This is a genomic window from Streptomyces sp. NPDC037290 (assembly GCF_055603245.1).
The window spans coordinates 288,820-315,301 of record NZ_JBVJVZ010000004.1 but is presented as its reverse complement, the minus strand read 5'-3'; the positions used below and the strand labels follow the sequence as shown (position 1 = coordinate 315,301).

General features: G+C 74.5%; 22 protein-coding genes. 13 read left to right on the top strand and 9 right to left on the bottom strand.

Features of this window, described 5'->3' with window-relative positions; genetic code table 11:
• Positions 1–191 precede the first annotated feature (191 nt).
• The 4 genes from ACZ7HQ_RS16390 to ACZ7HQ_RS16375 are packed head-to-tail and all read right to left on the bottom strand — an operon-like array spanning position 192 to position 6,713.
• The gene (locus ACZ7HQ_RS16390) at positions 192–4,502 is read right to left on the bottom strand and encodes an HAD-IC family P-type ATPase (protein WP_470989827.1); all 4,311 of its coding nucleotides are present in this window, start codon (positions 4,500–4,502) and stop codon (positions 192–194) included.
• 8 nt (positions 4,503–4,510) lie between these two features.
• On the bottom strand, positions 4,511–5,281 hold the full coding sequence (locus ACZ7HQ_RS16385; protein WP_470989825.1) for a hypothetical protein: 771 nt from the start codon (positions 5,279–5,281) through the stop codon (positions 4,511–4,513).
• Complete coding sequence (locus ACZ7HQ_RS16380; RefSeq protein ID WP_470989822.1) at positions 5,191–5,958, bottom strand: DUF6221 family protein; 768 nt, start codon at positions 5,956–5,958, stop codon at positions 5,191–5,193. Before ACZ7HQ_RS16380 ends, ACZ7HQ_RS16385 begins: the two co-directional genes overlap by 91 nt.
• Positions 5,955–6,713 carry a PaaX family transcriptional regulator C-terminal domain-containing protein gene (locus ACZ7HQ_RS16375; RefSeq protein ID WP_470989820.1) on the bottom strand — a complete coding sequence of 253 codons (759 nt, stop codon included), beginning with the start codon at positions 6,711–6,713 and terminating at the stop codon, positions 5,955–5,957. Before ACZ7HQ_RS16375 ends, ACZ7HQ_RS16380 begins: the two co-directional genes overlap by 4 nt.
• 72 nt (positions 6,714–6,785) lie before the next feature.
• Here ACZ7HQ_RS16375 and ACZ7HQ_RS16370 point away from each other — a divergent pair, with 72 nt between their 5' ends.
• Both ACZ7HQ_RS16370 and ACZ7HQ_RS16365 read left to right on the top strand, forming a co-directional pair.
• Positions 6,786–8,471 (top strand): acyl-CoA dehydrogenase family protein, encoded by a 1,686-nt coding sequence (locus ACZ7HQ_RS16370; protein WP_470989818.1) that lies wholly within the window; start codon positions 6,786–6,788, stop codon positions 8,469–8,471.
• Positions 8,472–8,638: 167 nt separating this feature from the next.
• Positions 8,639–10,621: a HEAT repeat domain-containing protein gene (locus tag ACZ7HQ_RS16365; protein ID WP_470989815.1), complete on the top strand. Its 1,983-nt coding sequence runs from the start codon at positions 8,639–8,641 to the stop codon at positions 10,619–10,621.
• A gap of 150 nt (positions 10,622–10,771) precedes the next feature.
• On the opposite strand, the gene ACZ7HQ_RS16360 is transcribed toward ACZ7HQ_RS16365, so the two are convergent.
• Complete coding sequence (locus tag ACZ7HQ_RS16360; protein ID WP_470989812.1) at positions 10,772–11,362, bottom strand: Rv1733c family protein; 591 nt, start codon at positions 11,360–11,362, stop codon at positions 10,772–10,774.
• A gap of 288 nt (positions 11,363–11,650) precedes the next feature.
• On the opposite strand from ACZ7HQ_RS16360, the gene ACZ7HQ_RS16355 reads away from it, so the two are divergent.
• The 4 genes from ACZ7HQ_RS16355 to ACZ7HQ_RS16340 all read left to right on the top strand — a co-directional run bounded on the left by ACZ7HQ_RS16355 (position 11,651) and on the right by ACZ7HQ_RS16340 (position 15,935).
• Positions 11,651–12,739 (top strand): WD40/YVTN/BNR-like repeat-containing protein, encoded by a 1,089-nt coding sequence (locus ACZ7HQ_RS16355; RefSeq protein WP_470989809.1) that lies wholly within the window; start codon positions 11,651–11,653, stop codon positions 12,737–12,739.
• Between the two features lie 375 nt (positions 12,740–13,114).
• A complete protein-coding gene (locus ACZ7HQ_RS16350; protein WP_470989806.1) occupies positions 13,115–13,792 on the top strand; it encodes a uracil-DNA glycosylase in 678 nt (225 codons plus the stop codon).
• On the top strand, positions 13,789–14,763 hold the full coding sequence (locus tag ACZ7HQ_RS16345; protein WP_470989803.1) for an N-acetylglucosamine kinase: 975 nt from the start codon (positions 13,789–13,791) through the stop codon (positions 14,761–14,763). The genes ACZ7HQ_RS16350 and ACZ7HQ_RS16345 overlap by 4 nt, the downstream gene beginning before the upstream one ends.
• Before the next feature lie 245 nt (positions 14,764–15,008).
• A complete protein-coding gene (locus tag ACZ7HQ_RS16340; RefSeq protein ID WP_470989801.1) occupies positions 15,009–15,935 on the top strand; it encodes a sirohydrochlorin chelatase in 927 nt (308 codons plus the stop codon).
• 98 nt (positions 15,936–16,033) lie between these two features.
• On the opposite strand, the gene ACZ7HQ_RS16335 is transcribed toward ACZ7HQ_RS16340, so the two are convergent.
• On the bottom strand, positions 16,034–17,071 hold the full coding sequence (locus ACZ7HQ_RS16335; protein ID WP_470989798.1) for a lactonase family protein: 1,038 nt from the start codon (positions 17,069–17,071) through the stop codon (positions 16,034–16,036).
• A 247-nt stretch (positions 17,072–17,318) separates the two neighbouring features.
• The gene (locus ACZ7HQ_RS16330; protein ID WP_470989795.1) at positions 17,319–18,809 is read right to left on the bottom strand and encodes an FUSC family protein; all 1,491 of its coding nucleotides are present in this window, start codon (positions 18,807–18,809) and stop codon (positions 17,319–17,321) included.
• A 229-nt stretch (positions 18,810–19,038) separates the two neighbouring features.
• Between ACZ7HQ_RS16330 and ACZ7HQ_RS16325 the strand changes: the two genes are divergently transcribed.
• Positions 19,039–19,515: an Lrp/AsnC family transcriptional regulator gene (locus tag ACZ7HQ_RS16325; protein WP_470989793.1), complete on the top strand. Its 477-nt coding sequence runs from the start codon at positions 19,039–19,041 to the stop codon at positions 19,513–19,515.
• Positions 19,516–19,806: 291 nt separating this feature from the next.
• Positions 19,807–21,270 carry an MFS transporter gene (locus ACZ7HQ_RS16320; RefSeq protein WP_470989790.1) on the top strand — a complete coding sequence of 488 codons (1,464 nt, stop codon included), beginning with the start codon at positions 19,807–19,809 and terminating at the stop codon, positions 21,268–21,270.
• A gap of 37 nt (positions 21,271–21,307) precedes the next feature.
• Here the strand turns inward: ACZ7HQ_RS16320 and ACZ7HQ_RS16315 are convergent, their stop codons facing one another.
• The gene (locus ACZ7HQ_RS16315; RefSeq protein ID WP_470989787.1) at positions 21,308–22,081 is read right to left on the bottom strand and encodes a LysR family substrate-binding domain-containing protein; all 774 of its coding nucleotides are present in this window, start codon (positions 22,079–22,081) and stop codon (positions 21,308–21,310) included.
• Positions 22,082–22,163: 82 nt separating this feature from the next.
• On the opposite strand from ACZ7HQ_RS16315, the gene ACZ7HQ_RS16310 reads away from it, so the two are divergent.
• Together ACZ7HQ_RS16310 and ACZ7HQ_RS16305 are read left to right on the top strand one after the other, a co-directional pair.
• The gene (locus ACZ7HQ_RS16310; RefSeq protein ID WP_470989784.1) at positions 22,164–22,565 is read left to right on the top strand and encodes a DUF5997 family protein; all 402 of its coding nucleotides are present in this window, start codon (positions 22,164–22,166) and stop codon (positions 22,563–22,565) included.
• Positions 22,566–22,830: 265 nt separating this feature from the next.
• On the top strand, positions 22,831–24,018 hold the full coding sequence (locus tag ACZ7HQ_RS16305; RefSeq protein ID WP_470989781.1) for a cytochrome P450: 1,188 nt from the start codon (positions 22,831–22,833) through the stop codon (positions 24,016–24,018).
• Between the two features lie 60 nt (positions 24,019–24,078).
• Here ACZ7HQ_RS16305 and ACZ7HQ_RS16300 read toward each other — a convergent pair whose 3' ends face one another.
• Positions 24,079–24,501: a secondary thiamine-phosphate synthase enzyme YjbQ gene (locus tag ACZ7HQ_RS16300; RefSeq protein ID WP_470989778.1), complete on the bottom strand. Its 423-nt coding sequence runs from the start codon at positions 24,499–24,501 to the stop codon at positions 24,079–24,081.
• A gap of 46 nt (positions 24,502–24,547) precedes the next feature.
• Here ACZ7HQ_RS16300 and ACZ7HQ_RS16295 point away from each other — a divergent pair, with 46 nt between their 5' ends.
• From ACZ7HQ_RS16295 to ACZ7HQ_RS16285, 3 genes are all read left to right on the top strand, one after another.
• Entirely contained in the window at positions 24,548–24,706 is a 159-nt protein-coding gene (locus tag ACZ7HQ_RS16295; RefSeq protein ID WP_470989775.1) for a putative leader peptide, read from the top strand.
• 131 nt (positions 24,707–24,837) lie between these two features.
• Entirely contained in the window at positions 24,838–25,740 is a 903-nt protein-coding gene (locus ACZ7HQ_RS16290) for an ABC transporter permease (protein WP_470989770.1), read from the top strand.
• Entirely contained in the window at positions 25,713–26,459 is a 747-nt protein-coding gene (locus ACZ7HQ_RS16285; RefSeq protein ID WP_470989767.1) for an ABC transporter ATP-binding protein, read from the top strand. Before ACZ7HQ_RS16290 ends, ACZ7HQ_RS16285 begins: the two co-directional genes overlap by 28 nt.
• Positions 26,460–26,482: the final 23 nt, after the last annotated feature.

Sequence of the window (26,482 nt, the reverse complement as noted above, 5' to 3'; positions counted from 1 at the left end):
CCGCGGGCCCGGTCCGCACACCCCGCAGCAGCAGACCGGTCCCTGCCACAGTCGGCCGCCCCTCCACCGCCGGCCCCCGCAAGCAGCCGGCAGGCAGGCTCACCTGTGGCGCGAACCCCTCAGCGGTCACCGCAGGGCTGCGCATGCGGCGCCCGACCCCGCACCAGTCGGCGCACCGGCACACCCCGCGCTCAGCCCGGGAGCAGTCGGCCGACCGTCTCCTCCAGGCGGGGCAGTACGCGCTGGCCCGCCAGGGCCAGGGCGATCGCCGCGAGGACCCCGGCCCAGGCGAGCGGGCCGAGCGGGGTGCAGCCGACCGCGTGGCTGACGCCCGGGGTCTGTACCGCCGCGACCAGCGCCACGGCCGAGCCCAGGCAGGTGATCTGCACCAGACGGCTGTCGCGCCGGTCCAGCCATGTCTGCACGAGCTGGGTACCGACCACCCCGCACAGCGCCATCGTGCCGGAACGGCGCACGGTGCCCGGGGTGAACCGGCCGATCAGCCAGGCCGTCAGTGCGCCCAGGCAGGTGGTGAGCGCGCGGTGCCGGATCTGCCGCAGCAGGGGCGCGCCGAGCACGGCGGAGGCGTCCTCCGGCGATCCGCTGCGGGTGCGTACGGTGCCGGGCGCGTCGTCCTTCTCGGTCACCGCCACCGCCATCGACGGGAACAGGTCGGTGAAGAGGTTCACCATGAGCATCTGCCGGGTGGACAGCGGCGCCCGGCCGGACAGCAGCGTGCCGAGGATGCCGAACCCGACCTCGCCCGCGTTGCCGCCGATCAGGATGGCGATCGCGTCGGCCACGCTGTGCCACAGCGCCCGGCCCTCGCCGACCGCGTCGATCAGGACCGTCAGATCGTCGTCGGTGAGGACGATGTCGGCGGCGTTGCGCGCGGCCGCCGAGCCGCGCGCGCTGATGCCGACGCCGATGTCGGCCGCACGGATGGCCGCGGCGTCGTTGGCGCCGTCGCCGACCATGCCGACGACCCGGCCCGCGTCCCGCAGCGACTCGACCACCTGGAGCTTCTGCTCGGGTGCCACCCGAGCCACCACCCCCGCGTCGCGCAGCATCCGGGCCCTGGCCGCCCGGTCCGCCGCCGCCAGCTCGTCCCCGGTGACCACGACGGGCTCCTCGGGCCAGCCGAGATCGGCTGCGATGGCCCGGGCGGTCTGCGGATGGTCGCCGGTGAGCATGACCGGTCGTACACCCGCCTCGTGCAGCCCCTCCACCAGCGCCGTGGACGTTTCGCGGGGTACGTCGGACAGCGCCAGCAGGCCGGTGAACTCCAGCTCGCGCAGCGGCTGTTCGAGTTCGTCGGCCGCCTCTTCCCGCGTCCCGAGCCGCCGTTCGGCCACCGCCAGCACCCTGAGGCCGTCCGCGGCCAGCGCGTGGGCCGCCTCCGAGGCGTGCTCAGGAAGACCGGAGCAGGCGGGCAGTACGGTCTCCGGGGCACCCTTGACCACGAGGACGGGCGGGCCGTCCCCGCTGTGGCCCACGGCGGCGGCGTATCCGCGTGCCGCCTCGAACGGGAGTGCCGCGAGCTGCGTCCAGTCCGGGTCGTCACCGGCCGCGGCCAGTACGGCCTCGTCGGTGGCGTGCACCGGACGGTCGCTGTCGCCGTTGAGCTGCGGGCAGGCACGTGCGGCGGCCCTGACCGTACCGGCGGACCCGCTGTCGTCGACCGCGAGGACGTTGCCGTCGGCGTCGGAGGTGCGCACCAGGCGCAGTTGGTTCTCGGTGAGCGTGCCGGTCTTGTCGAAGCAGATGGTGTCCATGCGGCCCAGCGCCTCCAGGGTGCGCGGGGTGCGGACGAGGACGCCGCCGCGGCTCAGCCGCCGGGCCGCGGCCAGCTGTGCGACCGTGGCCACCAGCGGCAGCCCCTCCGGTACGGCCGCCACGGCCACCGCCACACCCCCGCTGACCGCCTCCCGGATGGGAGTGCCGCGCAGCAGCGCCAGTCCGGTGACCGCGGCGCCGCCCGCCAGGGTCAACGGCAGGGCCTTGCGGGTGAGTTCCTGCAGCCGGGCCTGCACGCCGCCGGCCGGGGGCGTACGGGCGGCGAGGTGGACGGCTCGGGCGGCCTCCGTGCGCTCACCGATGTCGACCACGACGGCCCGGGCCTCGCCCGCGACCACGGTCGTGCCCTCGAAGACCATGCAGCGCCGGTCGGCGACCGGTGCGTGCGGGGTCGGGTCCGTCTGCTTCTCCACCGGGAGCGACTCGCCGGTCAGGGCCGACTCGTCGACCTCCAGACCGTCCTGCCACAGCAGCCGGCCGTCGGCGGGCACCACGTCGTCGGCCTTCAGCTGGATCACGTCCCCCGGATGCAGCTTGCCCGCGTCCACGGTGCGCGTGCCTCCGGCCGGTGCCTCCGCCTCTGGCGGCACGACGCGCGCCTTCTGCTGCTGCTCGGCGACCAGTCCGGACAGCGCCCGTTCGGCGCGCAGCCGCTGGATACCGCCGACCAGGGCGTTCAGGTCGAGGGCGCCGACGACCAGCAGGGCGTCCACGACCGAGCCGAGGATCGCCGACGCCGCCGACCCGACGGCGAGAACCGGGGTGAGCGGGTCGTGGAGTTCGCCGCGCACGGCACCACCGAGCCGGTACGACCAGCGCACGGGCGCGGCGAGCGGGTGCCGGGCGACACCGGCGGTGGCCCTGCGCACGCGGGCGGCCAACCCCTCGGACTCGGCGCTCTCGGCGGCCGGTTCGTGCTCCAGCCGGTCCCGGGCCTGCTCGGGATCCAGCTCGTGCCAGTGCACGCGCGGACGCGGGTGCGGAGGCCGGGCCGACGCCACGCCGAGCGCGGCCCTGATCCCGGAGAGCAGGGCCGACGCGGCGCCGACGTCGACGGGGGCGTGCCGCATGCCGGGCAGCGCGGCGAGGCGGCCGTGACCGCCGCCCGACTCGCCGACGGCCACGAGCAGACCGGAGAGCGCGGCGCCGGAGCGGGCCAGGGTCTGGGCGTGCCGGCCGACCGTACGGGCGGCCGGTATCGCGGTGAGCACCCGCCACACGTCGGGCAGCCCGTGCAGGGCCAGGATGTCTGCGCCCCAGACCACGGCGCCGTCGTGGTCGGTGAGGGCGAGCGCGATGTCGGCGGCGCGCAGCCCCGCCAGGACGTCGTGCTCGTCGGCGGAACGCACCCGGGCGACGGCGAGCACCGCGCCCGAGTCGCCGCGCGCCTGGTACACCACGTCGTCCAGCGGCCGGCGCGCGTCCACCACCTGGTCGGCGAGGCCGGTGAAGTCCTCCAGGGCGGGGTCGTCCACGAGGACCACCCGCAGGCCCGCCCGGCGGGCCGCGTCCAGGACCGGTTCGGCCCACGGGTCGGCCTCGCCCTCGTCGGTGCGCAGGACGCTGGGGTGCAGCACGACCGTGCCGGCCATCTCCAGCTCGCGCAGCCGGTCCGGGGCGCGGACCAGCACGCCGGTGCGGGCCAGCGCGGCGCTCAGGACGGCGTGGAAGGCGGCGGGGCCGTAGCGGGCGGCCTTCGGCGAACCGGCGAGCACCGCCTCCGCCGCCTCGGCGCCGTCGTGCTTGACCAGGAGGGTGGCGGCGGCGCCCAGCACGCTGCCCGCGGAGGCGTGGGCGGCGTACTGCTGGGCCGGGGACTCGCGCAGCGGCGGGCGTTGCGCATCGCCGTCCGCCGGGAGGCTGAGGCGGCCGGGCGCGCACAACTGGTCGTGGACGGAGTCGAAGGCGGCGGCGCGGGCCACCGTCTCGGCCACCTGGCAGGCCCGCAGGGCGCCGTCGAGCACGAGCGAGGTGGGGGTCTGCCCGGCGCCGTGGACGGCGGCGTTGGCACAGGCCAGGACGAGATCCATGCCCGTGTCGCCCAGCCGGGCGCGCAGCCAGGCGCGAAAGCGCGGGTTCTCGCGCAGCAGCGTCACCACCGCGGTGACCATGCGGGGGGAGGGCGGCAGCCGGAGCCCGTACGCGGTGAGGGCCGCGCCGATGCCCACCGCGTCGGCGGCGAGCGCGGCCACGGCGGCGCGCACCCCGGCCGGGTCGGCGGGATGCGTGGTCTCCTCGACGTCCTCGCCGGCCAGCAGCAGTCCGTGCCGCTCGGCCAGTTCGGCGGCGTGCTCCACGACCCGGTCGGTGGCCTCCTCACCGGTCGCCGTCACCACCAGGCGCGCGAGCCCTTGGTCCCAGTACGCGACGAGCACGTCAGGCCGCTCGGCCAGTGCCTCGGCCACCCGGCGCGCCAGATGTGCCGTGCCGCCCGCGCGCCGCGCGTGTCCCTGGTCCACGGGCCGCAGGGCCAGGTGGGCACGGGCACCCGCCCGCCAGTGGTCACCGGCGCCGGGCAGGGCGTTGCGGGCGACCCGTGCCACCCGTACGGCGGCGTCCGCGCCGCGCACTCCGGCGCGCGCCGTTCCCGCGGCGGCACCGGCGGCCACCCCGACCAGCGGCGCGGCGGCCCGGGCGAGCAGCCGTGGTGCGGCGGGCAACAGCCGTGCGGCGGCTGAGGGCGCCGTCAGCAGTCCGACCACCATGGCCCTCCTCAGAGCGTGGTGCGGTCGGGCCGCGCCGTGGGACCGAGCGGACCGGTGGACGGCTTGGCCGCCGAGCCCTCGGCACCGCGCGGGATCCGGGCGCCACCGGCCGACCTGCCGCTTCCGTGTGTCCGGCTGCTGCCGGATGTCCGATCGCCGGGGAACGTCCGATCACCCGCTGAGGTCCGGGAGCCGCGGGAAGTCCGGGCGCCGCCGGCCGAGCCGCCGTCTCCATGGGTCCGAGCGCTGCCGGATGCCCGATCGCCCGCGGAGGTCCCGGCACGACCGACGGCTGCGGCGCCGGCCCCGCTCGAATCCCCACCGCCTCCGGCCGCCGCCGTACCGCCCCCGCCGGAGACCGCCGCGCCCGAGCCGGCCCGGCTCCCCGCCCCCGGCGGTGCCATCGCGCTCGCGCCGGCCGTTCGCGGGCCGGGGCCGTGGCCGGACCTCAGGGCCGCGGTGCCGAGGTCATGGGCGGGGTCGGTGCTCCGCCAGGCCCCGCTCGCGTTCTCGGCCGGGTGTGCGGGCCGCGGCTGGGTGAGCCAGGCCACGGCTGCGCCCGTGAGGGCCACGGGCCACTCCACCACGCCCGCGGCGCCGAGCACTCCGGCCCCGGCGTACACCGCGAGGCGCCGGCCGCGGGGGGACACCGCGCCGACCTTGTCCAACGTCTCCTCGGCGGCCCTGCTCACCATCCCGGCGCCCGGCACCCTGCGCAGGACCGAGGACGCGCCGCGCCAGGGCGCCGTGAGGGCCGACGACGACTTCTGCTCAGCCATGACTCTCCTCGGGTGAGTTCGCCTTGCGTGCCCCACCGAGTGCCCGCCACGGCGCTGGTCATCCCCCGTTTCCGCCCGGGGAGCCCACTCCTTACAGGGAACCCCCCGGACCGTGCCCGCGCCACCCGCGCCGCCCGGGCGCCCCATGTCCCGGCGGCCGGATCCGGGCGTTCACGCGCTGCCGGGGGCTTCGGATCCCCGGCCGGGTCGTCGTCCAGGGCGGTGCCGGCGGGTGGTGTGGGGGGAACGCCACCGGAGTCCGGGCGCCACGTCTCGTCGTAGTCGGGATGACCGGCGAACGGCAGGGCGAGCAGACGGAGCGTGGCGCACGGGGCCGGTCGCCGGCCCTGTCCGGCGGCCACGGCACAGGTGGGGCAGCGGCCGTCCGCCGCCGGCAGGTGCTCCGCGAGGAGTGCCCGTCCGGCCTCGGCGTTCCGCAGGACGCGCGCGGGATCGTGACGCGCCACATGGGTCAGCAGCAGCACCGGGTCCTCTGCGCCGAACTGCACCAGTGGCGTGTGCGTGGTCCCGCGGTCCCGGGAGGTGAGCACCTGCTCGATGTGGTCGGCCATGACGCCCCACACCGCGCCCGGCGCACCGGCGATCGCGTCGCGGGCCACCCGCTCCTCCTCCTCGAACCGGGCCCGGAGGAACCGTTGCAGGGGCACCGCCGTCATGCGGCACGCTCCCCCGGCCCCAGCGACGCGGCCAACTCCCGCTGGTAGCCGGCGTAGGCCGTGCGCAGGGCCTCCCCCGGCCAGTCGGCGGGCAGGAGGCCGGGCGGCAGGACGGGGTCGGTGAGCAGGTGGCGCACGGCCGCGGCGTAGGCGGTGAGGCGGTCCGCCGGGTTGCGGGCGGCCGCCGTGCGGGCGAGCAGCGTGCGTGCGCCGGCGGCCCAGGCGTCCAGCGGCCAGAGCCGGTCGACCAGGTCCTGCGGGGGCTCGTCGGGTCGCGCGGTGTAGGTCCGGGCCACGGAGTGCAGCGCGTCCGGCAGGCCGCGGTCGAGGTTGGCCGGGCGCAGCCACACGCCCTCGCGGAGTTCGGCCAGCCGCAGGGCGGTCAACCGGGCGCGAAGCTCGGCGCGTTCGGCGGGTCCGCGGCCGGTTGCCGTGATGACGACCATCTCCCAGTCGCCGTCCCACGCGCGCGTGCCGGGCCGCAGCGCCTCGTCCTGGCGCCGCTGGCGCGCGAGCAGCCGGTCGCTGAGCCGGTAGACGGCGTCGGTGCGGCGCAGGTCCCCCGCGGTCGCCATCCGGCTCAGCGCGGCCCGCAGGGTGGAGCCGCCGACGCCGAACGGCTCGACCAGCCGGACCAGGTCCTTCACCGGCAGCTCCGCCGGATGGGCGCCGAGCAGCAGGCTCAGCACGACCGACCGCGCGGACAACGGCCGCAGGGCTGCCCCCTCGGGCTCGGTCGGGACGTTCATGCGCATGGGCACGTACTGTACGTGCGACCTCCTTGTTGCATCATTGCTACAATCGCAGGAAGAGTGCAACATGCTTCCATGGTCTCGATTCCCGCGCAGTCGCCTTCACAGCCGCGACCGCAGCCCCAGCCGACGCACGGCACGCACGACGTCACCAACCAGGCCCCGCCCCTCGCTCCCTACGACGCCTCCGACGACCCGGCCCTCCTGGAGGGGCTGCGCCGGGAGGGCGCCGGGTGGGCCGAGGACGGCATCCGGCGGCTGGGGGCGCGCGCCGGGAGCGCGGAGGCGCAGGAGTGGGGGGAGCTGGCGAACCGGTACGAGCCGGTCCTGCGCACCCATGACCGCTACGGCCACCGCGTCGACGAGGTCGATTTCCACCCCAGCTGGCACCACCTGATGCGCACGGCGGTCGCCGAGGGCCTGGCCGGCGCCCCCTGGGCGGACGGGCGGCCCGGCGCCCATGTGGCGCGCACCGCGGGCGGACTGGTGTGGGGACACACGGAGGCCGGACACGGCTGCCCGACGTCGATGACGTACGCCGCCGTGCCCGCGCTGCGCGCCCAGCCCGATCTGGCCAAGGTCTACGAACCGCTGCTCACCAGCCGGGAGTACGACCCTGTGCTGCGCGTGCCCACCGAGAAGCCCGGACTGCTCGCCGGGATGGGCATGACCGAGAAGCAGGGCGGCTCGGACGTCCGGACCAACACCACCACGGCGACCCCCACCGGCGAGCCGGGCGTGTACACGCTGCGCGGGCACAAGTGGTTCACGTCGGCGCCCATGTGCGACGTCTTCCTCGTGCTGGCACAGGCCCCGGGCGGGCTGTCCTGCTTCCTCGTACCCCGCGTGCTGCCGGACGGCAGCCGCAACACGTTCCGCATCCAGCGCCTGAAGGACAAGCTGGGCAACCGGTCCAACGCCTCCTCCGAGCCGGAGTTCGACCGGACGGTGGCCTGGCTGGTGGGGCCGGAGGGCCGGGGCGTGAAGACCATCATCGAGATGGTCAACTGCACCCGGCTGGACTGTGTGATGTCCTCGGCGACCCTCATGCGCAAGACGCTGGTGGAGGCCGGCCACCACGCCCGGCACCGCAGCGCGTTCGGCGCCCGGCTGCTCGACCAGCCGCTGATGCGGAACGTCCTGGCCGATCTGGCGCTGGAGTCGGAGGCGGCGACGACGCTCACGCTGCGGCTGGCCGGCGCGGCCGACCGCGCGGTGCGCGGGGACGCCGGCGAGCGCGGCTTCCGGCGGATCGCCACCGCCATCGGCAAGTACTGGGTGACCAAGCGGGGCCCGGCGTTCACCGCGGAGGCGCTGGAGTGCCTGGGCGGCAACGGCTACGTCGAGGACTCCGGCATGCCCCGGCACTACCGGGAGGCACCGCTGCTGTCGATCTGGGAGGGCTCGGGCAACGTCAACGCGCTCGACGTGCTGCGCGCCCTGGGCCGGGAACCGGACACCGCCGAGTCCCTGTTCGCCGAACTGGCCCTGGCGCGCGGGGCGGACGCGCGGCTGGACGCGACCGTGGCGGCGCTCAGGGACCAGTTGGCCGAAACGGACCAGGTGGGCGCCCGCCGGCTGGTCGAGCGCATGGCGCTCGCCCTGCAGGCCTCCCTGCTGGTCCGGTACGCCCCCCACCCGGTCGCGGACGCCTTCTGCGCGAGCCGGCTGGGCGGCGACTGGGGGCACGCGTTCGGCACACTGCCCACCGGGGCGGGCCTCGACGCGATCCTGGAGCGGGCCCTGCCCGGCCTGAACTGACGCCTCCCACCAGGGCCCCGTGACTCACCCGGCAGGCGAGCGCGGGCCGCTGCCGCCCTGGCCGGTGACAGCCGACGGATCGCACACAGTCAGCGCACGGTTCCATACCGTTGTCGGTGCCGTGGTGCACACTCGCGATCAGGTGGCTTTCGTCTGGGGAGGACAACGTGGTCACGGGGATCGACGAGGTCGACTGGGCCTCGCTGCGGCATGCGTACGGCACCGCGGAGGACGTGCCCGGATGGTTACGGGCGCTGGCGTCCACGGACACCGCCGAGCGAGCGACCGCGCTCGACGGGATGTACGACGCACTGCACCACCCGGGGTGTGTGTACGACTCGACGCTGGCCTGCGTCCCCATCCTGCTCACGCTCGTGGCCCGCGAGGAACTGCCGGACCGGGGCGGCGTCGTGGAACTGCTGGTCGGCATCGGCGCGGAGAGCGCGGACGGAGACCCGCGCGCCAGGGAGGCGGTGTGCGCGGGCGCCGAGGTGTTCGTCCGGCTCGCCGGGGACCCGGACCCGGCGGTACGGCGGGCGGCTGCCGAGGCCCTCGTGCACTTCGTGGCCGCGCCCGCGCGCGTGCTGGGCCTGTTGCGGCAGCGGTTGCGCGCCGAGCGCGACGACCGTGTCCTGCTCGCCCTCACGGAGGCGCTCGGACTGTTCGTCCGCCGGAACCCCGCGCACGCCGACGCCGCGGTGGACCTCCTGGCCGAGCAGAGCGCGCCGCCGTACTCCCCGGGACTGCGGCTCGCCGCGCTCGGCCAGCTCGCGCTCGTCGCGCCCGCCCGGCTGCCCGACGATGTGGTGCCGACAGCGGTCCGGCTGCTCCGGGAGCGCTCCGCACACCGCGCCCGGCTCCCCGAGCCCTCCGCCGTCGACACCCTCGTAGGACGCTTACGGCGGCTGCGCCCGTCCGACGAGGAGGGCTCCCGTCTGCTGCGCACCCTGCACAGCGCGCTCGGCGACCGCGTGGACGACCGGACCGCGCTGCTCGGCGGGCAGCTGACCAGTCCGGACCCGCTGGACCGGTGCAACGCCGTGTGGATGGCTGCGGCGCTGCTGCGCGGCTGGCGCGGCGACCACAGCGGCACGGTCCGGCTGCTCGGCAGCCAACTGCCCGCGGAGCAGGACCGGTTGCGGGACGCGGCGGTGGCGGTCCTGTCCGAGCTGTACACGCTGGCCGCGCCCGCCGCGGACGATCTGCACGCGCTGGTGTGTGCCCGGCCCGATCTGTGGACGCACCGCTTCGAGCGCGACCTGCCCACGCTGGGAGGGCCGCTGAAGGCCCTGGCGAGGAGCGGCGATCCCCGCGCGGTCCCGGCCCTGGCCCAACTGCTGGCCGGCCCGGCCGCCCCGGTGGACCTGGGATTCGCACTGGCCCGCCTGGGCGCCGCCGCGGCCCCGCTCGCCGAGGCGGTGCGGCACCGACTCGGCCTGGTCCCGGCGGACTCCCCCTCCACCGTCCGGCTCGCCGTCCCGCTGCTGGCTGCGGTCGGCGCCCTGGGAGACCAGGCCGCGGTCCCGGAGGTGCTGCGGCTGCTGTCGGGTGCTCCCGACGGCTCCGGGGTGCCGGACCCGGTCGCACGCCAGGCCGTCAGGGCGCTGGAGGCGCTGGGTGCCGGCGCGCAGGCCGTTCCGGCCCTCCGCGCACTCCTGCACACCCGGCACGCCGCCGAGGCGGCCGGGGCGCTCTGGTCGGCGTACCAGGACGCCTCCGTCGTACTCCCCGTACTCCTTCGGGAGTTGACCCACACCGATCCGGAGCGCCGGTGCCTGGCCGCCGGACAGCTCGGCAGACTGGGACCGGCCGCGCGCCCCGCGCTGCCCGCGCTGCGCCGGATGGCCTGCTCGTGGCCGGCGCAGGAGCGGATGTCGGCCGCCTGCGCGCTGTGGCGCATCGACAGGGACCCGGAGCCGGTCCTGCCCGTGTTCCGGGCAGCCTGGACGGACGATCCGCACACCCGCGCCCCGATCGCCCGGTGCCTCACCGCGATGGGCCCGGCCGCCGCGCCGCTACGTCAGCTGATGACAGCGGAACTGACCGCCCCCCGCCGCCATCTGGCTCACACGGGGGGCTACGGCGGCGAGGGCATACCGGAGGACGAGGCGTTGCTGGAAGCGTGCCGGGAGGCGCTGGCGGCGATGTAGCCCACCGTGCGAAGACAGCCCGTCCGCCCGCGCCCACCGACCGACGCGCGGGAGCCGGCGCCGGGCGCCATGCGCGGCTCGGCCCGCCCGGCTCCGTCTCGGGCGGCGTGACGGTCCGGGGCCCCGGTCGAGACGCGCCGGCGCCCTTGGTCAGACCATCCGTCCCCACTGCGGTCCGAGGCGTGCCCATTCCGTGTCCCATGCGTCCATACGGCGGCGTTCCAGACGGCTGCGCAGGGCGAGACCGCCGACGAAGGGAACGGCCGCGGTGCTCACACCCACCAGGCAGCCGATCAGGGTGCCGCGGAAGGCGGCCTCGGCGACGGAGGTGGGGCGGCCGACGAGACGGCCCTGCGGGTCGGTCCAGACCTTGACCGGCGTGCCGGCCTTGCTGCCGGGCTGGACCCGGACCTGACCGGTGCGGGCGGAGCCGTCGGGCACCGCCCAGCGCACCTTGGCCCAGACCTGTTCACCGGACGAGGCGTGGCCGTGCGCGGGCGAACTGCCCGGTGCCCGCGCCACGACGCGGGCCACCACCGGACGCCAGGCCGCCCGCTCCCTGGCGAGCCCGTGCTCCACCGACCCGGCCGCCACGAGTCCGGCGGTGACCCCCGCGAGGACGGTCAGCAGCCAGGCCCCGAGCGCCACCCAGGCCTCCATCACGTCGGCCCGGCGCCTGAGCGGGTTGCGCCGCCAGCGCCACAGCCACACCTTCGGACCACGGAACGCCTTCAAAGGCATCCTCCTCACGAGCGCACCGACCGGCCGGATCGCCCTCCCATACGCGGGAGATCGCTCCGTTGCTCACGACGAGCCGTCTCCTCGACGGTCGCACGAGACACCCCGTTCGCGCAGGCGCATGCCGCAACGGGCCTCAACGGACCTTCGTCGCAGGCCGACAACACCGCTGTGACCTGCGAGAACGCACTCCCCGGGGGAGAGTGTCAGTGGCCGGGTGCACACTGGCCGATAACTGACGACTACCTGACTCACGACTACCTGGACGAAGGCGTCCCGGAGGTGATCGGCATGACCGAGGTACTGCTGGCGGTGGGCACCCGCAAAGGCCTGTTCATCGGACGCCGAAGGGGCGGCGGCGCCTGGGAGTTCGACGACAGCCCGTATTTCAACGCCCAGGCGGTCTACTCGGTCGCGATCGACACCCGCGGGGACCGGCCACGCCTGCTGGCGGGCGGCGACAGCGCGCACTGGGGCCCGTCCGTCTTCCACTCGGACGACCTCGGCCGCACCTGGACCGAACCGCCGCAGCCGGCCGTCAAGTTCCCCAAGGACACCGGCGCTTCCCTGGAGCGCGTCTGGCAGCTGCACCCGGCCGCCGCCGAGCCCGACGTGGTCTACGCGGGCACGGAACCGGCGGCGCTGTACCGCTCGGAGGACCGCGGCGAGAGCTTCGAGCTGGTCCGGCCGCTGTGGGAGCATCCGACGCGCTCGCGGTGGGTGCCGGGCGGCGGCGGTGAGGGCCTGCACACCGTGGTGACCGACACCCGCGACGCGAAGGCGGTCACCGTGGCCGTCTCGACGGCCGGGGTGTTCCGCTCCACCGACGGCGGCGCCAGCTGGGTGCCGTCCAACTCCGGTGTGTCCGCGGTGTTCCTGCCGGATCCGAACCCGGACTTCGGCCAGTGCGTGCACAAGATCGCCAAGGACGCGGGCGATCCGGACCGGCTGTATCTGCAGAACCACTGGGGAGTGTACCGAAGCGACGACGCGGGCGCCCACTGGACCGACATCGGCGCGGATCTGCCCTCCACATTCGGCTTCGCGGTGGCCACGCATCCGCACCAGGCCGACACGGCGTACGTCTTCCCGATCAACGCCGACGCGGACCGGGTGCCCGCCGAGCACCGCTGCCGGGTCTTCCGCACCACGGACGCGGGCCGGACCTGGGAGCCGCTGTCCAAGGGGCTGCCGGAGGAGGACCACTACGGCACGGTGCTGCGGGACGCCCTGTGCACCGACGACGCCGAACCGGCGGGGGTGTACTTCGGCAACCGCAACGGCGAGGTGTTCGCCTCGGCCGACGCCGGCGACACCTGGCAGCAGTTGGCGTCCCACCTCCCGGATGTGCTGTGCGTGCGGGCGGCGGTGATCGCCTGACGCGGGGCGAGGCACCGGCCGGCACGGGGCCGGTTCGGCCTGGACCGGCTGACGCGCGCGGAGGGCCCGGCCGACATGGGCGGCGGTCGGCCTGGGATCGGCTGACATGCGCGGAGGACTCGGCCGACATGGGGGCCGGTCCTCCTGGGGTCGGCTGACCTGCAGGGAGGGTCGGGCCGAGGGCCGGCTGACGTGCCGGGGCGGTGGTCGGCTCACGTGCGGGCTGAGGGCCGGCCGCCGAGGCGATGATCGGCCGGCTTGCCGGGGCGGTGCGGTGGGCGGCTGAGAGGTGCGGGCCGGCCGCAGGGGCGGGCCCGGCCGTGCTTGGGCCATCGGTTGATCACCCGCCTGCCCCCGGGCAGTAGGGTGACGCCCGTGGCACCACGACCCTTGCATGAAATCGTCGAACCGGGCTGGGCGAAGGCCCTCGAACCCGTGGCCGGGCGGATCGCCGAGATGGGCGACTTCCTGCGCGCGGAGATCGCCGCGGGACGCACCTACCTCCCGGCCGGGCCGAACGTCCTGCGGGCCTTCCAGCAGCCCTTCGACGAGGTACGGGTCCTGATCGTCGGTCAGGACCCGTACCCCACTCCGGGCCACGCGGTGGGCCTCTCGTTCTCGGTCGCGCCCGAGGTACGCCCACTGCCGCCGAGCCTCATCAACATCTTCCGCGAGCTCAACGCCGACCTGGGCCTGCCCCAGCCGTCCAACGGCGACCTCACCCCCTGGACCCAACAGGGTGTCCTGCTGCTCAACAGAGCGCTGACCGTGGCTCCGCGCCGCCCGGGCGCCCACCGCGACAAGGGCTGGGAGGAGGTCACCGAGCAGGCGATGCGGGCCCTGGCGGCGCGCGGCAAGCCGCTGGTCGCCATCCTGTGGGGCCGGGAGGCCCGCAATCTGCGCCCGCTGCTGGGCAGACTGCCGGCGGTGGAGTCCGCGCATCCGTCGCCCCGGTCGGCCGACTACGGGTTCTTCGGCTCGCGTCCGTTCAGCCGGGCCAACGACCTGCTGATCCAGCAGGGTGGACAGCCGGTGGACTGGCAACTGCCGTGACCGTCCCCGGTTACCTGGCGGTGGACTCCGGCGGCTCCGGTCTGCGGGTCGCCGTCGGCGTGCCGGGCCGGGCGCCCGCCGCACAGCGGGAGTCACGGGAACCGGTCCGCACGGGTACGCATGGCATCGATCCCGCCCATCTGATGGCCCAACTCGTCCCGCTGGCGCGCGCGTCCGCCGCCGAGGCGGGCATCGGCCGGCTGGAGACGGCCGTCGTCGGCGCCGCCGGGTTCGCCACCCTGGGCGACGCCCTGCGCGCGGAACTGCCGGGCGCCCTCGCCCGGGAGCTGGGCGTGCGGCGCTTGGCTCTCGCCGCCGACGCCGTCACCGCCTATGCCGGGGCCCTCGGACCCCGGCCGGGCGCGGTACTCGCCGCGGGTACCGGGCTGATCGCGGTCGGCACCGATCTGACGGCCTGGCGCCGGGCCGACGGGTGGGGGCATCTGCTCGGAGACTGCGGCAGCGGCGCGTGGATCGGACGGGCCGGCCTGGAGGCGGCGCTGCGCGCCCACGACGGCCGCGAGGGCGGCTCCGCACCGCTGCTGACCTGCGCGGAGGAGCAGTTCGGGCCGGTGCGCGACCTGCCGGGGCAGCTGTACCCCCGCTCCGACCGGGCCGCCGTACTGGCCTCCTTCGCACCCCGGGTGGCCGCCTGTGCCCCCGGCGATCCGGTCGCCGTGGACATCCTGCGCGCGGCGGCCCGGCACATGGCCGAGTCCGTCGCGGCCGTGTGCCCGGTGGACGGGGCGCCCCGAGTGGCGCTCACCGGCGGCCTGTTCCGCCTGGGCGAGCCTCTCCTCGTCCCCCTGCGCGAGCAGCTGACCAGCAGGCTGCCGCACGCGCGGCAGGTGCCTGCCGAGGGTGATCCCCTGCACGGCTCGGTACGGATCGCGGCCGACCTCGCGGCCGACCGGCTCACCCTGCCGGGCGAAACGGTCATGCTGTGTGTCGTCACGACACAAGGCGAATGAGGTCACGGCAAAAGCGGATCTCCCCCCTTGTCACCGCCCTGTCACCCCTTGCCGTGCCCTGTCACCCCTTGCCGCCCCCTGCCACCCTTGCCGTCCCTTGCTGTGCTTTTGTCGGCCCATGTTCTCGGCACGTGCTCCGAACATGTGTCATCCGCTTGTCACTCATCAGACAAAACCGGACGGAAACCGCTCACCTGCACCCTCCCCGAACGGAGGAACCCCCGAAGCCAGTAACATGCGGCCGCATGAGCACCCCCACTGGGCCCGAGTCCGGCCTGCCAGTACGAATGCCGCGACCCCGTCAGCCCGGACGGCACCGCCGACCGGAACCGCTGGTGGCTCCCGAGGGTGCGCCCGCGCTCGCCCTCGCGGTGCCCGGTGCGCCCAGTGCCGCCACGCGCGCCCTCGCCGAGGAGGTCGTGAGCATCGCCCGCTCCGAGCTGCCCGGTCTGGACGCCCGGATCGGTTACCTGGACGGGGACGACGCCGAGTTCCCCACGCTCCGGTCGGTGCTCGTGCGCGCCTCCGAGGAGCGCACGGCCCGTTACGAGCAGGCCGTCGCCGCCGGCGTCGAAGGGGTCAAGGAGCCCGACGGCCCGGTCGCGGTCGTCGTCCCGCTGCTGGCCGGACCGGACAGCGCCCTGCTGCGGCAGATCCGCCAGTCCGTGATGGACAGCCGGGTCGCCGCCGAGCTGACCGACGCGCTCGGCCCGCACCCGCTGCTCGCCGAGGCACTGCACGTGCGGCTGTCCGAGGCAAGCCTGGCCCGTGCCGACCGCGCGCGCCTGTTCACCGTGGCCACCGCCGCGGACGGCATCATCCTGGCGTCCGTGGGCGGCGAGGAGGCCGTGCAGGCGGCCGGAATCACCGGCATGCTGCTCGCCGCGCGCCTGGCCGTGCCGGTGATGGCGGCGGCGCTGGACCAGGAGGGCTCGATCTCCTCGGTCGCCGACCAGCTGCGTTCCTCGGGCTCGCAGCAGCTGGCCCTGGCGCCGTATCTGATCGGCCCGGAGATCGACCCGGCGCTGCTGGCGGCCGCCGCCGCGGAGGCGGGCTGCGCCACGGCCGAGGCGCTCGGGGCGTACCCGGCGATCGGCAAGCTCGCCCTCGCCAAGTACACGACGGCGCTGGGCATCTCCCCGCAGCAGCCGCAGGGCATGCCGGTCCGCTGACCGGACGCAGGCACTCCACAGCACGCGTACGACACAGGGCCCGCTCCACACCCCGGAGCGGGCCCTTCGCCGTGCCGGGCGCCCGGATCTCGCGGGGCTCAGCCGAAGACGACGCAGGAGGCGGCGGGAACCGGCACGGAACCGTCGTAGCGGGGCAGCCCCGTCGCCTCGTCCAGGGCGAACCACGTCACCTCGCCGGAGCGTTCGTTGGCCGCGTAGAGGAAGCCGTCGTGCTCGGCGAGCGCGCGTGGCCAGTGCCCGCCGCAGGGCACGGTGCCGGTCAGCCGGAGTGCCTCGCCCTCGACGGCGAGTACCGACAGGACGTCCTCCCCGCGGGTCGCGGTCCATACGAAGCGGCCGTCGGGCGAGACCGCGATGCCGGAAGGGTAGGCGTCTCCGGCGGGGGCACCGGGCAGCACGGGGACCTCGGTGAGCGGCTTGAGGGAGCCGGCCTCGGCGTCCCAGCGGCACACGGTCACCGTGGGCGTGAGTTCGTTGACGACGTAGGCATGCCCGCCGCCCGGGTGAAAGGCCAGGTGGCGGGGGCCGGAGCCGGGGCGCAGGGCGAACTCGCGGTGCAGGGCGGGGGCTCCGTCCGCGAGGGTGCAGACCCGCACCGAGTCAGTGCCGAGGTCCACGCTGACGGCCCAGCGGCCGCTGGGGTCGGACTGCACCTGGTGGGCGTGCGGGCCGCGCTGGCGCCGGTCGTGCGGGCCGGAGCCGGTGTGCTGCAGCCACCCGGAGGGCTTGGCGGCGAGCGTGCCGTCAGAGCGCAGGGGTACGGCGGTGACGCTGCCGGAGCCGTAGTTGGCGGTGAGCACGTGCCCGGCGTAGAGCCCGAGATGGGTCGGTCCGCTGCCGTCGACCGGCACGGGCGGTCCGGCGAGCACCGGCCTGTCGCCGTCGACACGGTAGGCGGCGACGGCGCCCTCGGCCGTCTCGCTGACCGCGTAGAGCATCTCGCCGTCCGGCGACAGGACCAGGTACGACGGGTCGGGTACGTCCTTCACGGCCGGGCCGAGGGTGAGGGCACCCCCCTCCCGCGCGACCTCGGCGGTCAGGAGACCGGGTCCGCCCGCTGCCGTGAACGAGCCGATGAACGCCCGGCGCCTGCCGGACCTGCCGCCCTCTGCCACCGCTGTCCCCTCTCGGTCGTCGGTGGAGCACGTCCGTGGCCGACGGTAGCAGTCGGCCAAGGCGGTCTAGACCAACGGCGGCCATGCAAGACGGTTCTTTTCGCACGGCCTCGTCCGCAAGCCTCGCGGCCACCACGGACAGGCTCACACGGCCGTCAGCGGGGACCGGGACGCGACCGGCTCACGCGCCCGAGTGCTTCCCGGACATGACCCGCGCGCCCCGGTGCCGCACCCCCGGCTGACCGGCTCACGCGCCCACCAGTCGTGACCCCGACGGTGCCCGCAGGGGTTCCGCCAGGTCGGCGAGGGCGCGTTCCAGGCCGTGGAGGTGGGCGAGGGCCGGTTCGGCGGGAGGTTCGGCGGGGTTGTGGAGGGGCTCGGGGCGGCCTGCGGTCAAGGCCTCGACGGCGGCCTCCACCCGCCAGCAGGCCGCGGCAAGGCGGGCGTCGTGGGAGGCCTCGGGGTCGGCGGCGACCGCCACCAGACCACGGACCTCGCGGGCGCAGTCGTCGAGGAGCGCGAGCACCCTGCGGGCACGCCGCTTGCGCGCCGGCGCCGGGTTCAGCGGGTGCACCAGCGGGGCCACCGACAGCCGGACCCGCCCGAGCAACTGCTCCAGCTCGGCCACCAGGGGCGCCGGGTCTGCCGTCGGGGAGCCGGCGAGCCGCGCCGCGGCCTCGGCCGTGCACGCGTGGACGCAGCGCAGGACGCGCTGGATCGAGGCGTCCGTGATGGCGTGGGTGGTGACCGGCAGGACGAACAGCACCGCGAGCACGGCACCGAGCGCGCCCACGCCGGTCTCGGCGAGGCGCAGGGCGAGCAGGCCGGGGCTGAGGACGCCGAGGAGGCCGTAGAGCAGTTCGGCGAGCACGGTCACCCAGAGCATCATCCAGGTGTAGGAGAGGGCGGCCGTGTAGAAGATGCCGAAGACGGCCACGGCGACGAGGACGGCCGTCGGGACCGGCGCGCCGTTCACGGGGACGGCGACGAGGAAGCCCAGGCAGATGCCGATCACCGTGCCGAGGACTCGCCGGAATCCGCGCACCAGCGTCTCGCCGCGCGAGGCCGTGTTGACGAAGATCCACCAGGTGGCGCCGACGGCCCAGTACCAGCGCTGTCCGGAGACCAGCTGGCCCACGACCAGCGCGAAGCCCGCGCCCGCGGTCGCCTGGACGGCCTGCCGCGTGGTCACCCGGGCCAGACCGCGCCCGGCGGACGGGGCGGGTACGGCGGCCGGGGGCAGCCGGCGCTCGTAGCACCACAGGCCGAAGCGCACCACGGCCGCGCTGAGCACGGACAGCAGGACGGCGGCGTACAGCTCGGGCAGCTGCGCCGGGGTGGCGTGCAGGAACTGGGCCACGAAGAACGTCATGAACGCGAACACGCCGAGACTGTGCCCGCGCGGACCCCAGCGGCGGGCGTAGACCCCGGCGCCGACGACGGCCAGGAAGGCCAGGTCGCGGGCGACGGGGGCGGCGTGCAGCTCGGCCGCGGCGGCGAGCACCGGCACGCCGACGACGGGCAGCAGCGCGGTGGTGACCGCCTGGCCGCGCACGGTCGGGTCGGCGACGGTGAACAGGGTGAGCAGCGCGGCGAGACCGCCGGCGACCGCACCCGCGAGGCACTGTCCGGAGAGGAGGCAGACGACGACCGCGAGGCCGATGCCGAGGACGGCCCGCGCGGCGAAGCGCAACCGCGCCCGGCCCGGGTCCGGAGCCACGAACATCCTCTTCAGCACTGCTGCCCTCCCCATGGAACACCGGCACAGAAAAGGCGCCGCGGGGTCCGCAGCGCCATCGACGGTCCCATGAGAGCATCACCGGGGTCACTGGCTCAAGTGTCATCCGAATCACTGGGCCATTGGTACTGCCCTGACCGGGCGCTCCCGCCGACCGGAATACCAACGGACCAGGTGGGGCGGCAGGCGCGGAGGTGCACTGGCTGAGCCATTGGTACAGTCGTCCATCATGGCCGTGGACGAACTCGACACCCGCATCCTGCGACTGCTCCTGGAGCAGCCCCGCACCAGCGTGCGCGAGTACGCCCGGGTCCTCGGCGTCGCCCGCGGCACGCTCCAGGCCCGGCTGGAGCGGATGGAGCGGGAGGGTGTGATCACCGGCACCGGCCCCTCCCTCTCCCCCGCCGCCCTGGGCCATCCGGTGCTGGCGTTCGTGCACATCGAGGTCACACAGGGCCACCTGGACGACGTGGGGGACGCGCTGGCCGCCGTACCCGAGATCGTGGAGGCGTTCTCGATCACGGGCGGCGGGGACCTGCTCGCCCGGGTGGTGGGGCGGGACAACGCCCACCTGGAGGACGTCATTCAGAAGCTGATCAGCCTGCCCGGGGTGGTGCGCACCCGCACGGAGGTGGCGCTGCGCGAGCGCGTCCCGTACCGGTTGCTGCCCCTGGTGGAGGCGGTGGGACGGGCGGTCCGCACCTGACCCGTGGCGTGCCGGCTTCACAGGGCCGAGCTCTGGAAGGCGCGGGACGGCTCGGCCGGGCCTGGGCCACGGACCACCCGTCCGGAGCAAGGGTGCGCTGCTCGTGCACCTCCGAGGCGTGAAGGACGCGTGGGTGACAAAGGCTCTGCTCGAACGGGTGGACGGCGCGGCGGTGTTGCGGACGGTGCGGAGGGCGTCGTACGCGCCCTGACGGCTGCGGGCCCGGCTTCTCGGCGTGGAGCACGTCGTTCCCGCCGTGCGGGGGACGCGACGGCTGCATAGCGTGATGACATGACTACAGACCAGGCCGTCTCCGCCCTGGGCGACCGACGGTGGAAGGCGCTCGCCGTCTGTCTGACCGCGTCCTTCATGTCCCTGCTGGACACGTCGATCGTGAACGTGGCGCTTCCCTCGGTGGAGCGCGGGCTCTCCGCCACCCCCGCCGACCTCTCCTGGGTGGTGTCCGGTTACGCCCTCACCTTCGGCCTGGTCCTGGTCCCGGCGGGACGGCTCGGCGACCTGCGCGGGCAGCGCCAGACCTTCCTGACCGGACTCGCCCTGTTCACGCTCGCCTCGGCGGCCTGCGGGCTGGCCTCCGATCCGGCCTGGCTGGTGTTCTTCCGACTGGTCCAGGGGGCGTCGGCCGGCATGCTCGCGCCGCAGACCACGGGGCTCATCCAGCAGATGTTCCACGGCGCGGAACGGGCCCGCGCGTTCGGCATGATGGGCGCCACCATCGGCCTCTCCACGGCCCTCGGCCCGCTGGCGGGCGGCCTGCTGATCCACGCGTCCAGCGGGGACGACGGCTGGCGCTCGGTGTTCTACGTCAACCTGCCCATCGGGGTCGCCGCCTTCTGCGCGGCGCTACGGCTGCTGCCCCGCTTCCCCGGCGCACCGGGCAGGCGGGAGTACTTCGACGTGCCGGGTGTCCTGCTGCTGGGCGCGGGTGTGCTCGCCCTGATGCTGCCCCTCGTCCAGGAGCAGCAGTGGCACGGGCGGCTGAAGTGGGCTCTGCTGCCGGCGGGCGCCGGGCTGCTGGCCGCGTTCTGGGCCTGGGAGCTGCGCCAGACACGCCGCGACAAGGCTCCCCTGGTCGACCTGCGGCTCTTCACCCTGCGCTCCTTCTCGCTCGGTGCGCTGCTGAGCCTGGTGTACTTCGGCGGTTTCACGACGCTGTTCTTCGTCTACACGCTCTTCCTGCAGAACGGCATGGGCTACAGCGCGCTGGCGGCGGGGCTGTCGTCCATGCCCTTCGCGACGGGCACGGCGGTGGGTGCCGCGGCCGGCGGCCGCATGGTCGTGCGCTTCGGGCGCAGGCTCGTCATCGCCGGGCTGTGCACGGTGACGGTGGGCGTTCTCGGCGTCGTCGCGGCCGTGCACTGGGTGCCGGGCCGGGGCGTTGCCTGGGCTGCCGCGCTCCCGCTGCTGCTCGCGGGGATCGGTTCGGGCCTGACCACCTCGCCGAACACCACGCTGACCCTGTCCCTCGTGCCGGTTCGGCGTGCCGGGGCGGCGGGCGGGGTGCTGCAGACCGGGCAGCGCGTCGGCTCCGCGGCCGGCGTCGCGGTGGTGGGCTCGGTGTTCTTCGCGCACCTGGCCAATCACGGCGACCCCGGCGCCGCACTCCAGTACGGCCTGCTGACCTGTGTCGGCATCATCCTGCTGGCCCTCTGCCTGGCCTTCGCCGACCTGCGGGAACGACGGAGCCTTCCGCAGTCCGAGCAGTCGAGGCCGACGGCACGGCAGGAGGCTTAGGTGGTGGCGGCTGGGCGATGGCGGCACGCCGTCGCCCTCACGACCTCCGGCGCGGCTTGCCCCGCTGGGGTGTCTGCTTGCCGCCCGCCGCACGGGCGCGTGCCGTGCGGCCCGTGGACTTCGCCGCCGGCTTCTGCCGGGTGCCGCCCGGTTCGGAACGCTTCCGCTTCTGCTCGGCCGGTGCGTCGGCCGGGGGCCTGGTACGGCCCCGGGTGCTGTTGGCGGTGCGGCCGCGGACGATACCGATGAAGTCCTCCACCAGATCGGTGGTGGCCTCCTCCGGCCAGGACAGGGCGACGCTCGACTGAGGGGCGTCGGTGACCGGGCGGTAGGTGAGGTCCTTGCGGTGGTACAGGCGGGCCAGGGACTGCGGTACGACGAGGAGGCCGATGTTCGCGGCCACCAGCTCGATCGCGTCCTCCGTCGTCGCGGGGCGCTCGAAGGCGGGCTCGCCGGGCGGGGCGTCCCAGCCGAAGACGTCGTCCAGGGGGTGCAGCAGCACTTCCTCGGCGAGGTCGGCGAGCTCGACCTCGTCCACGGCCGTGATCAGGTGGTCCTTGGGGACGACGACCACCGTGGTCTCGGTGTAGAGGGGGATCGCGCTGAAGTACGTGCGGTCCACGGGGAGCCGGACGATGCCCGCGTCGGCGTCACCCGCGCGCAGCACCCCGGGTGCCTCGGCGGCCGGGACCTGGTCGAGGGTGAGCGGGATGTCCGGCAGGCGCTCGTTCCAGATCCTCACCCATTTGGCGGGCGTCACTCCGGGAACGTATGCGAGCCGGAACGACGGTGATTCCTCCGAGCCTGTCACCAGGCCAGGTTACCGGCCGTGGCGGACTGGCCGGCACCGGCCGTGGTCGGCCGTCGGGCAGGCGGCCGATACCCTTGACCTCATGAGTTCGCAGCAGAGCACCCAGACGATGAAGCCCGCGACCGCGGCAAAGAAGCTGGGTGTGTACCTCCCCGCCACCCCCGCCTCGTTCCAGGAGGGCGTCATTTCGCGCGCCGAACTGAACGAGCTGCAGGCGAACCCGCCGGAGTGGCTGAGCGAGCTGCGGCTCAACGGCCCCCACCCGCGTCCGGTGGTCGCCGCGAAGCTCGGCGTGTCCATCGCAGGTCTCGCGCGCGGCGGGGTCACCGAGCCGCTGACCACCGAGCAGATCGAGGTGCTCAAGCAGGAGCGGCCCGAGTGGCTGGAGAAGGAGCGCGCCACGCAGGCCGAGGTCCGCAAGGAAGGCGCGCGGATCAAGCAGCTGAAGAAGGAGAAGCAGGATCGCGCCGCCGGGCGCGAGTGAGCTTCCCGGTTCCTCGGAGAACCGCTCACCAGAGCCGTTCTTCCACCGCGCCCTCCGGCCTCACCGGGGGGCGCTGTCAGTGGCCTGCCCTGCCGGAGGGGGCAGGCGGCGCACCCCGGCGCCGGTCTGATCGGCGACGCGGCCTGCCGCGCTCTCCCCGTCGCCCGTGTTTCATCTGCGGCCGGCCCATCCGCGACGATGAGCCCAATGGGCCGTGACCCCGTGCGCGGCCGGAATTCCGGGAACGGGACAGGGGACAGCTTCCATGGTGACAGCGCGCCGGTTTCCGCTCGGTTCCACGACCACGCTCACGGAGCTGGAGGAGGACCCTCACCCGCGGTTGGCCCTGCTGCGCTCCCGCGAACCGGTTTCGTGGCTACCCGTGCTGGGCGGCTGGCTGGTGACCCGGCGTGATCTCGCACTGCGCGTGATGCGCGACGCGGCGGCCTTCACGGTGGACGACCCCCGCTTCTCCACCGCCCAGGTGGTCGGTCCGAGCATGCTCTCCCTGGAAGGTGCCGAGCACAGACGGCATCGCGATCCCTTCACCGACCCGTTCCGCAGGCAAGACGTGGACGACCGGTTCACCGGGTTCGTGGAAGGGGAAGCCGCCCGGCTCGTGGCGGGCATCCGGCCGCGTGGCAGCGCCGAACTGCGCCGTGAGGTGGCCGGGCCGCTGGCCGTCGCCGTCGTCGCCGAGGCGCTGGGCCTGGTCGACGCGGACGCCGAGGCGGTGCTGTCCTGGTATGACGCCATCGTGAGCGCGGTCTGCGACATCACCGCCGGGCTGTCGGCGAACCCCGCCGGGTCGGCGGCGTTCGACCAGCTGCGAGGAAGCGTCGAGGCGACGGTCGCCGCAGGAAGCCATGCGTCGCTGCTGGTCGCGGCGGCCGGAACCGGGCGCCTGAAGCTGCCGGAGGTGGTAGCCGACGCCGCCGTGCTGATGTTCGGCGGCATCGAGACCACCGAGGGCATGATCGCCAACGTCGTACTGCACCTGCTGGCGCACCCGGATCAACTCGCTCTGGTGCGTGCCGATCCGAGCCTGGTCGACGCGGCGATCGAGGAATCGCTCCGCCTGGAACCCGCCGCGGCGGTGGTGGACCGCTACGCCACCGCCGACGTGAGGATCGGCGAGGCCGAGGTCCGGCGTGGTGATCTGGTGGTCGTCTCCCTCGCCGGCGCGAACCGCGACCCCGATGTCTTCGAAGAACCCGACAGTTTCGACCTGCGGCGGAGCAACAACCGCCTCCAGTTGGCCTTCGCGCACGGCCCACACTTCTGTCTGGGCGCCCACCTCGCCCGACTGGAAACCCGCGCCTGCGTCCTCGCGCTCCTCGACCGCCTGCCGGGCCTGCGGCTCGACACGTCCTCGCCCGCCGCGCCCCGAGGCCTGGTCTTCCGCAAGCCCCCTGTGCTGCGCGTCCTCTGGGACGTACCGGCGCGGCGCTGACTCGACGCCCCGTCAGGCCGGCGTCGCGCCGCACCCTCGCTGCCGGCTCCGTCGTACGCGTCAGCCGAAGAAGCTCAGCCGCACCTGACGCTCGGCATTGTCCCTGTTCGTGTCGACCAGGCACACCGACTGCCACGTGCCCAGTTCCAGGCGGCCGGCGATGACCGGGAGGGTCGCGTGGGGCGGGACGATGGCCGGGAGGACGTGGTCGCGGCCGTGGCCGGGGCTGCCGTGGCGATGCTGCCAGCGGTCGTCGGCGGGCAGCAGGGTGTGCAGGGCGGCGAGAAGGTCGTCGTCGCTGCCGGCGCCGGTCTCGATGACGGCGATTCCGGCGGTGGCGTGCGGGACGAAGATGTTGAGCAGCCCGTCGCGGTCGGCCGCCGCCTGCCGCAGGAAGTCCTCGCAGTCGGCGGTGAGGTCGACGACCCGTTCGCGGGATCCGGTGGAGACGTTCAGCATTCGGGTGGTGAAGGCATCTGGCATGCCCCCATCCTGACCCATACGCCGGGTTTCACACGCTCCGGCGCGGATGACTCCTGAGACGCGCGGTCCACTCTGCGAGACGCTGTTGACCGTGGGCGGCGGCCTGACTACGTTCGGCCGCATGTTGCGTACAGCCCTGCTCACCACGCGCGGTCACATCGACCTGCTGCGGGTGGCCTCCGCCGCGTGTCGTCGCGGCTGCTGACGCCCTTTTCCCTCTCGCTGACTTCCCAGGCTCCCGCCGTCTCAGCCGTCCTCTGCCGTTGACGCGGGCATGGCGTCGGCGCCACCGAGTCGCATCTTCCCGCACGCCGCTCTCCTCCCCGCGGAGCATCCATGAGCATCAGCCATGCCCTACCCAGCGCGCCTGATCCGGATATTTCCGGTATATCCAAGTCCAGGGCCACCGGGACAGGGCATTCGGACGCCCTTCCCTTCGACCTCCAGCCCGTCGTCCCCGCCTCCTCCCGCCGCCTCCGCGTCCCCCGCTGGCTGCGCCGTACCGCGGGCCCGATCCTGCTGCTCGCCCTGTGGCAACTGCTCAGTGCCACGGGTGTGCTGGCGGCGGGTGTACTCGCCTCGCCCGGCCGGATCGCGCAGGTGGGCTGGGATCTGGTCAGTGACGGTTCACTGCCGTCGGCCATGGGGACCTCGCTGCAGCGCGTCGCGTTCGGGCTGCTGTTCGGAACGGTGATCGGCACCGGACTGGCCCTGGTCTCAGGGCTGTTCAGGGTGGGCGAGGATCTGGTGGACGCACCGGTGCAGATGCTGCGGACGGTGCCGTTCGTCGGTCTCATCCCGCTGTTCATCATCTGGTTCGGCATCGGCGAGGCCCCGAAGATCGCCATCATCACACTCGGCGTGACCTTCCCGCTCTATCTCAACGTCTATGCCGGGATCCGCGGGGTCGACTCCCAACTCATCGAGGCCGGGGAGTCGTTGGGGCTCTCCCGGTGGGGTCTGGTACGGCACGTCGTGCTGCCGGGTGCCCTGCCCGGGGCGCTCACGGGGCTGCGCTACTCGCTCGGCATCGCCTGGCTCGCGCTGGTCTTCGCCGAACAGGTCAACGCCGACGCGGGCATCGGCTTCCTCATGGTGCAGGCCCGGGACTTCCTGCGGACCGACGTGATCGTGGTCTGCCTGATCGTCTACGCCTTCCTCGGCCTGCTCGCCGACTTCATCGTCCGCTCCCTCGAAAGGCTGCTGCTGCAATGGCGACCGACGTTCACCGGGCGGTGACCGCCAAGCCGGCCACGGCTGTACATGTCGAGGGGCTGACCCGCTCCTTCGACGGCCGTGCCGTCATCGACGACCTCCGACTCGACATCGCTCCCGGCGAGTTCGTCGCGCTGCTCGGCCGCAGCGGCTGCGGCAAGTCGACGCTGCTGCGCATCCTCGCCGGACTCGACCGCGACATCCGGGGAACCGCGCTGGTCCCGCGCCGCAGGGCCGTCGCCTTCCAGGCGCCCCGGCTCATGCCCTGGAAGAAGGTCTGGCGCAACGTGCTCCTGGGCCTGCCCGGAAAGCCCGAACGCGTCGCCGCCGAGCGGGCGTTGGACGAGGTCGGCCTCGGTCACCGGATCGACGCCTGGCCGAAGACCCTCTCCGGCGGCGAGGCGCAGCGCGCCTCCCTCGCCCGCGCCCTGGTGCGCGAGCCTGATCTGCTGCTGCTCGACGAGCCGTTCGGCGCCCTCGATGCGCTCACCCGGATCAGGGCACAGCGCCTGGTCGGGGAGGTGTGGCAGCGTCGCGGCTGCGCCGTGCTGCTGGTCACCCACGACGTCGAGGAGGCCGTACTGCTCGCCGACCGCGTGCTGGTGATGGACGGCGGCCGGATCGCTCACGAGCAGCGCATCGACCTCGACCGGCCACGCGACATCACCGGCCCCCGCTTCGCCGCCCTCCGCGCCGGCCTGCTGGAACGGCTCGGCGTCAACACCGCCGCCGAAGCCGCCTGAACCTTCCCGATCCTTGCCGATCC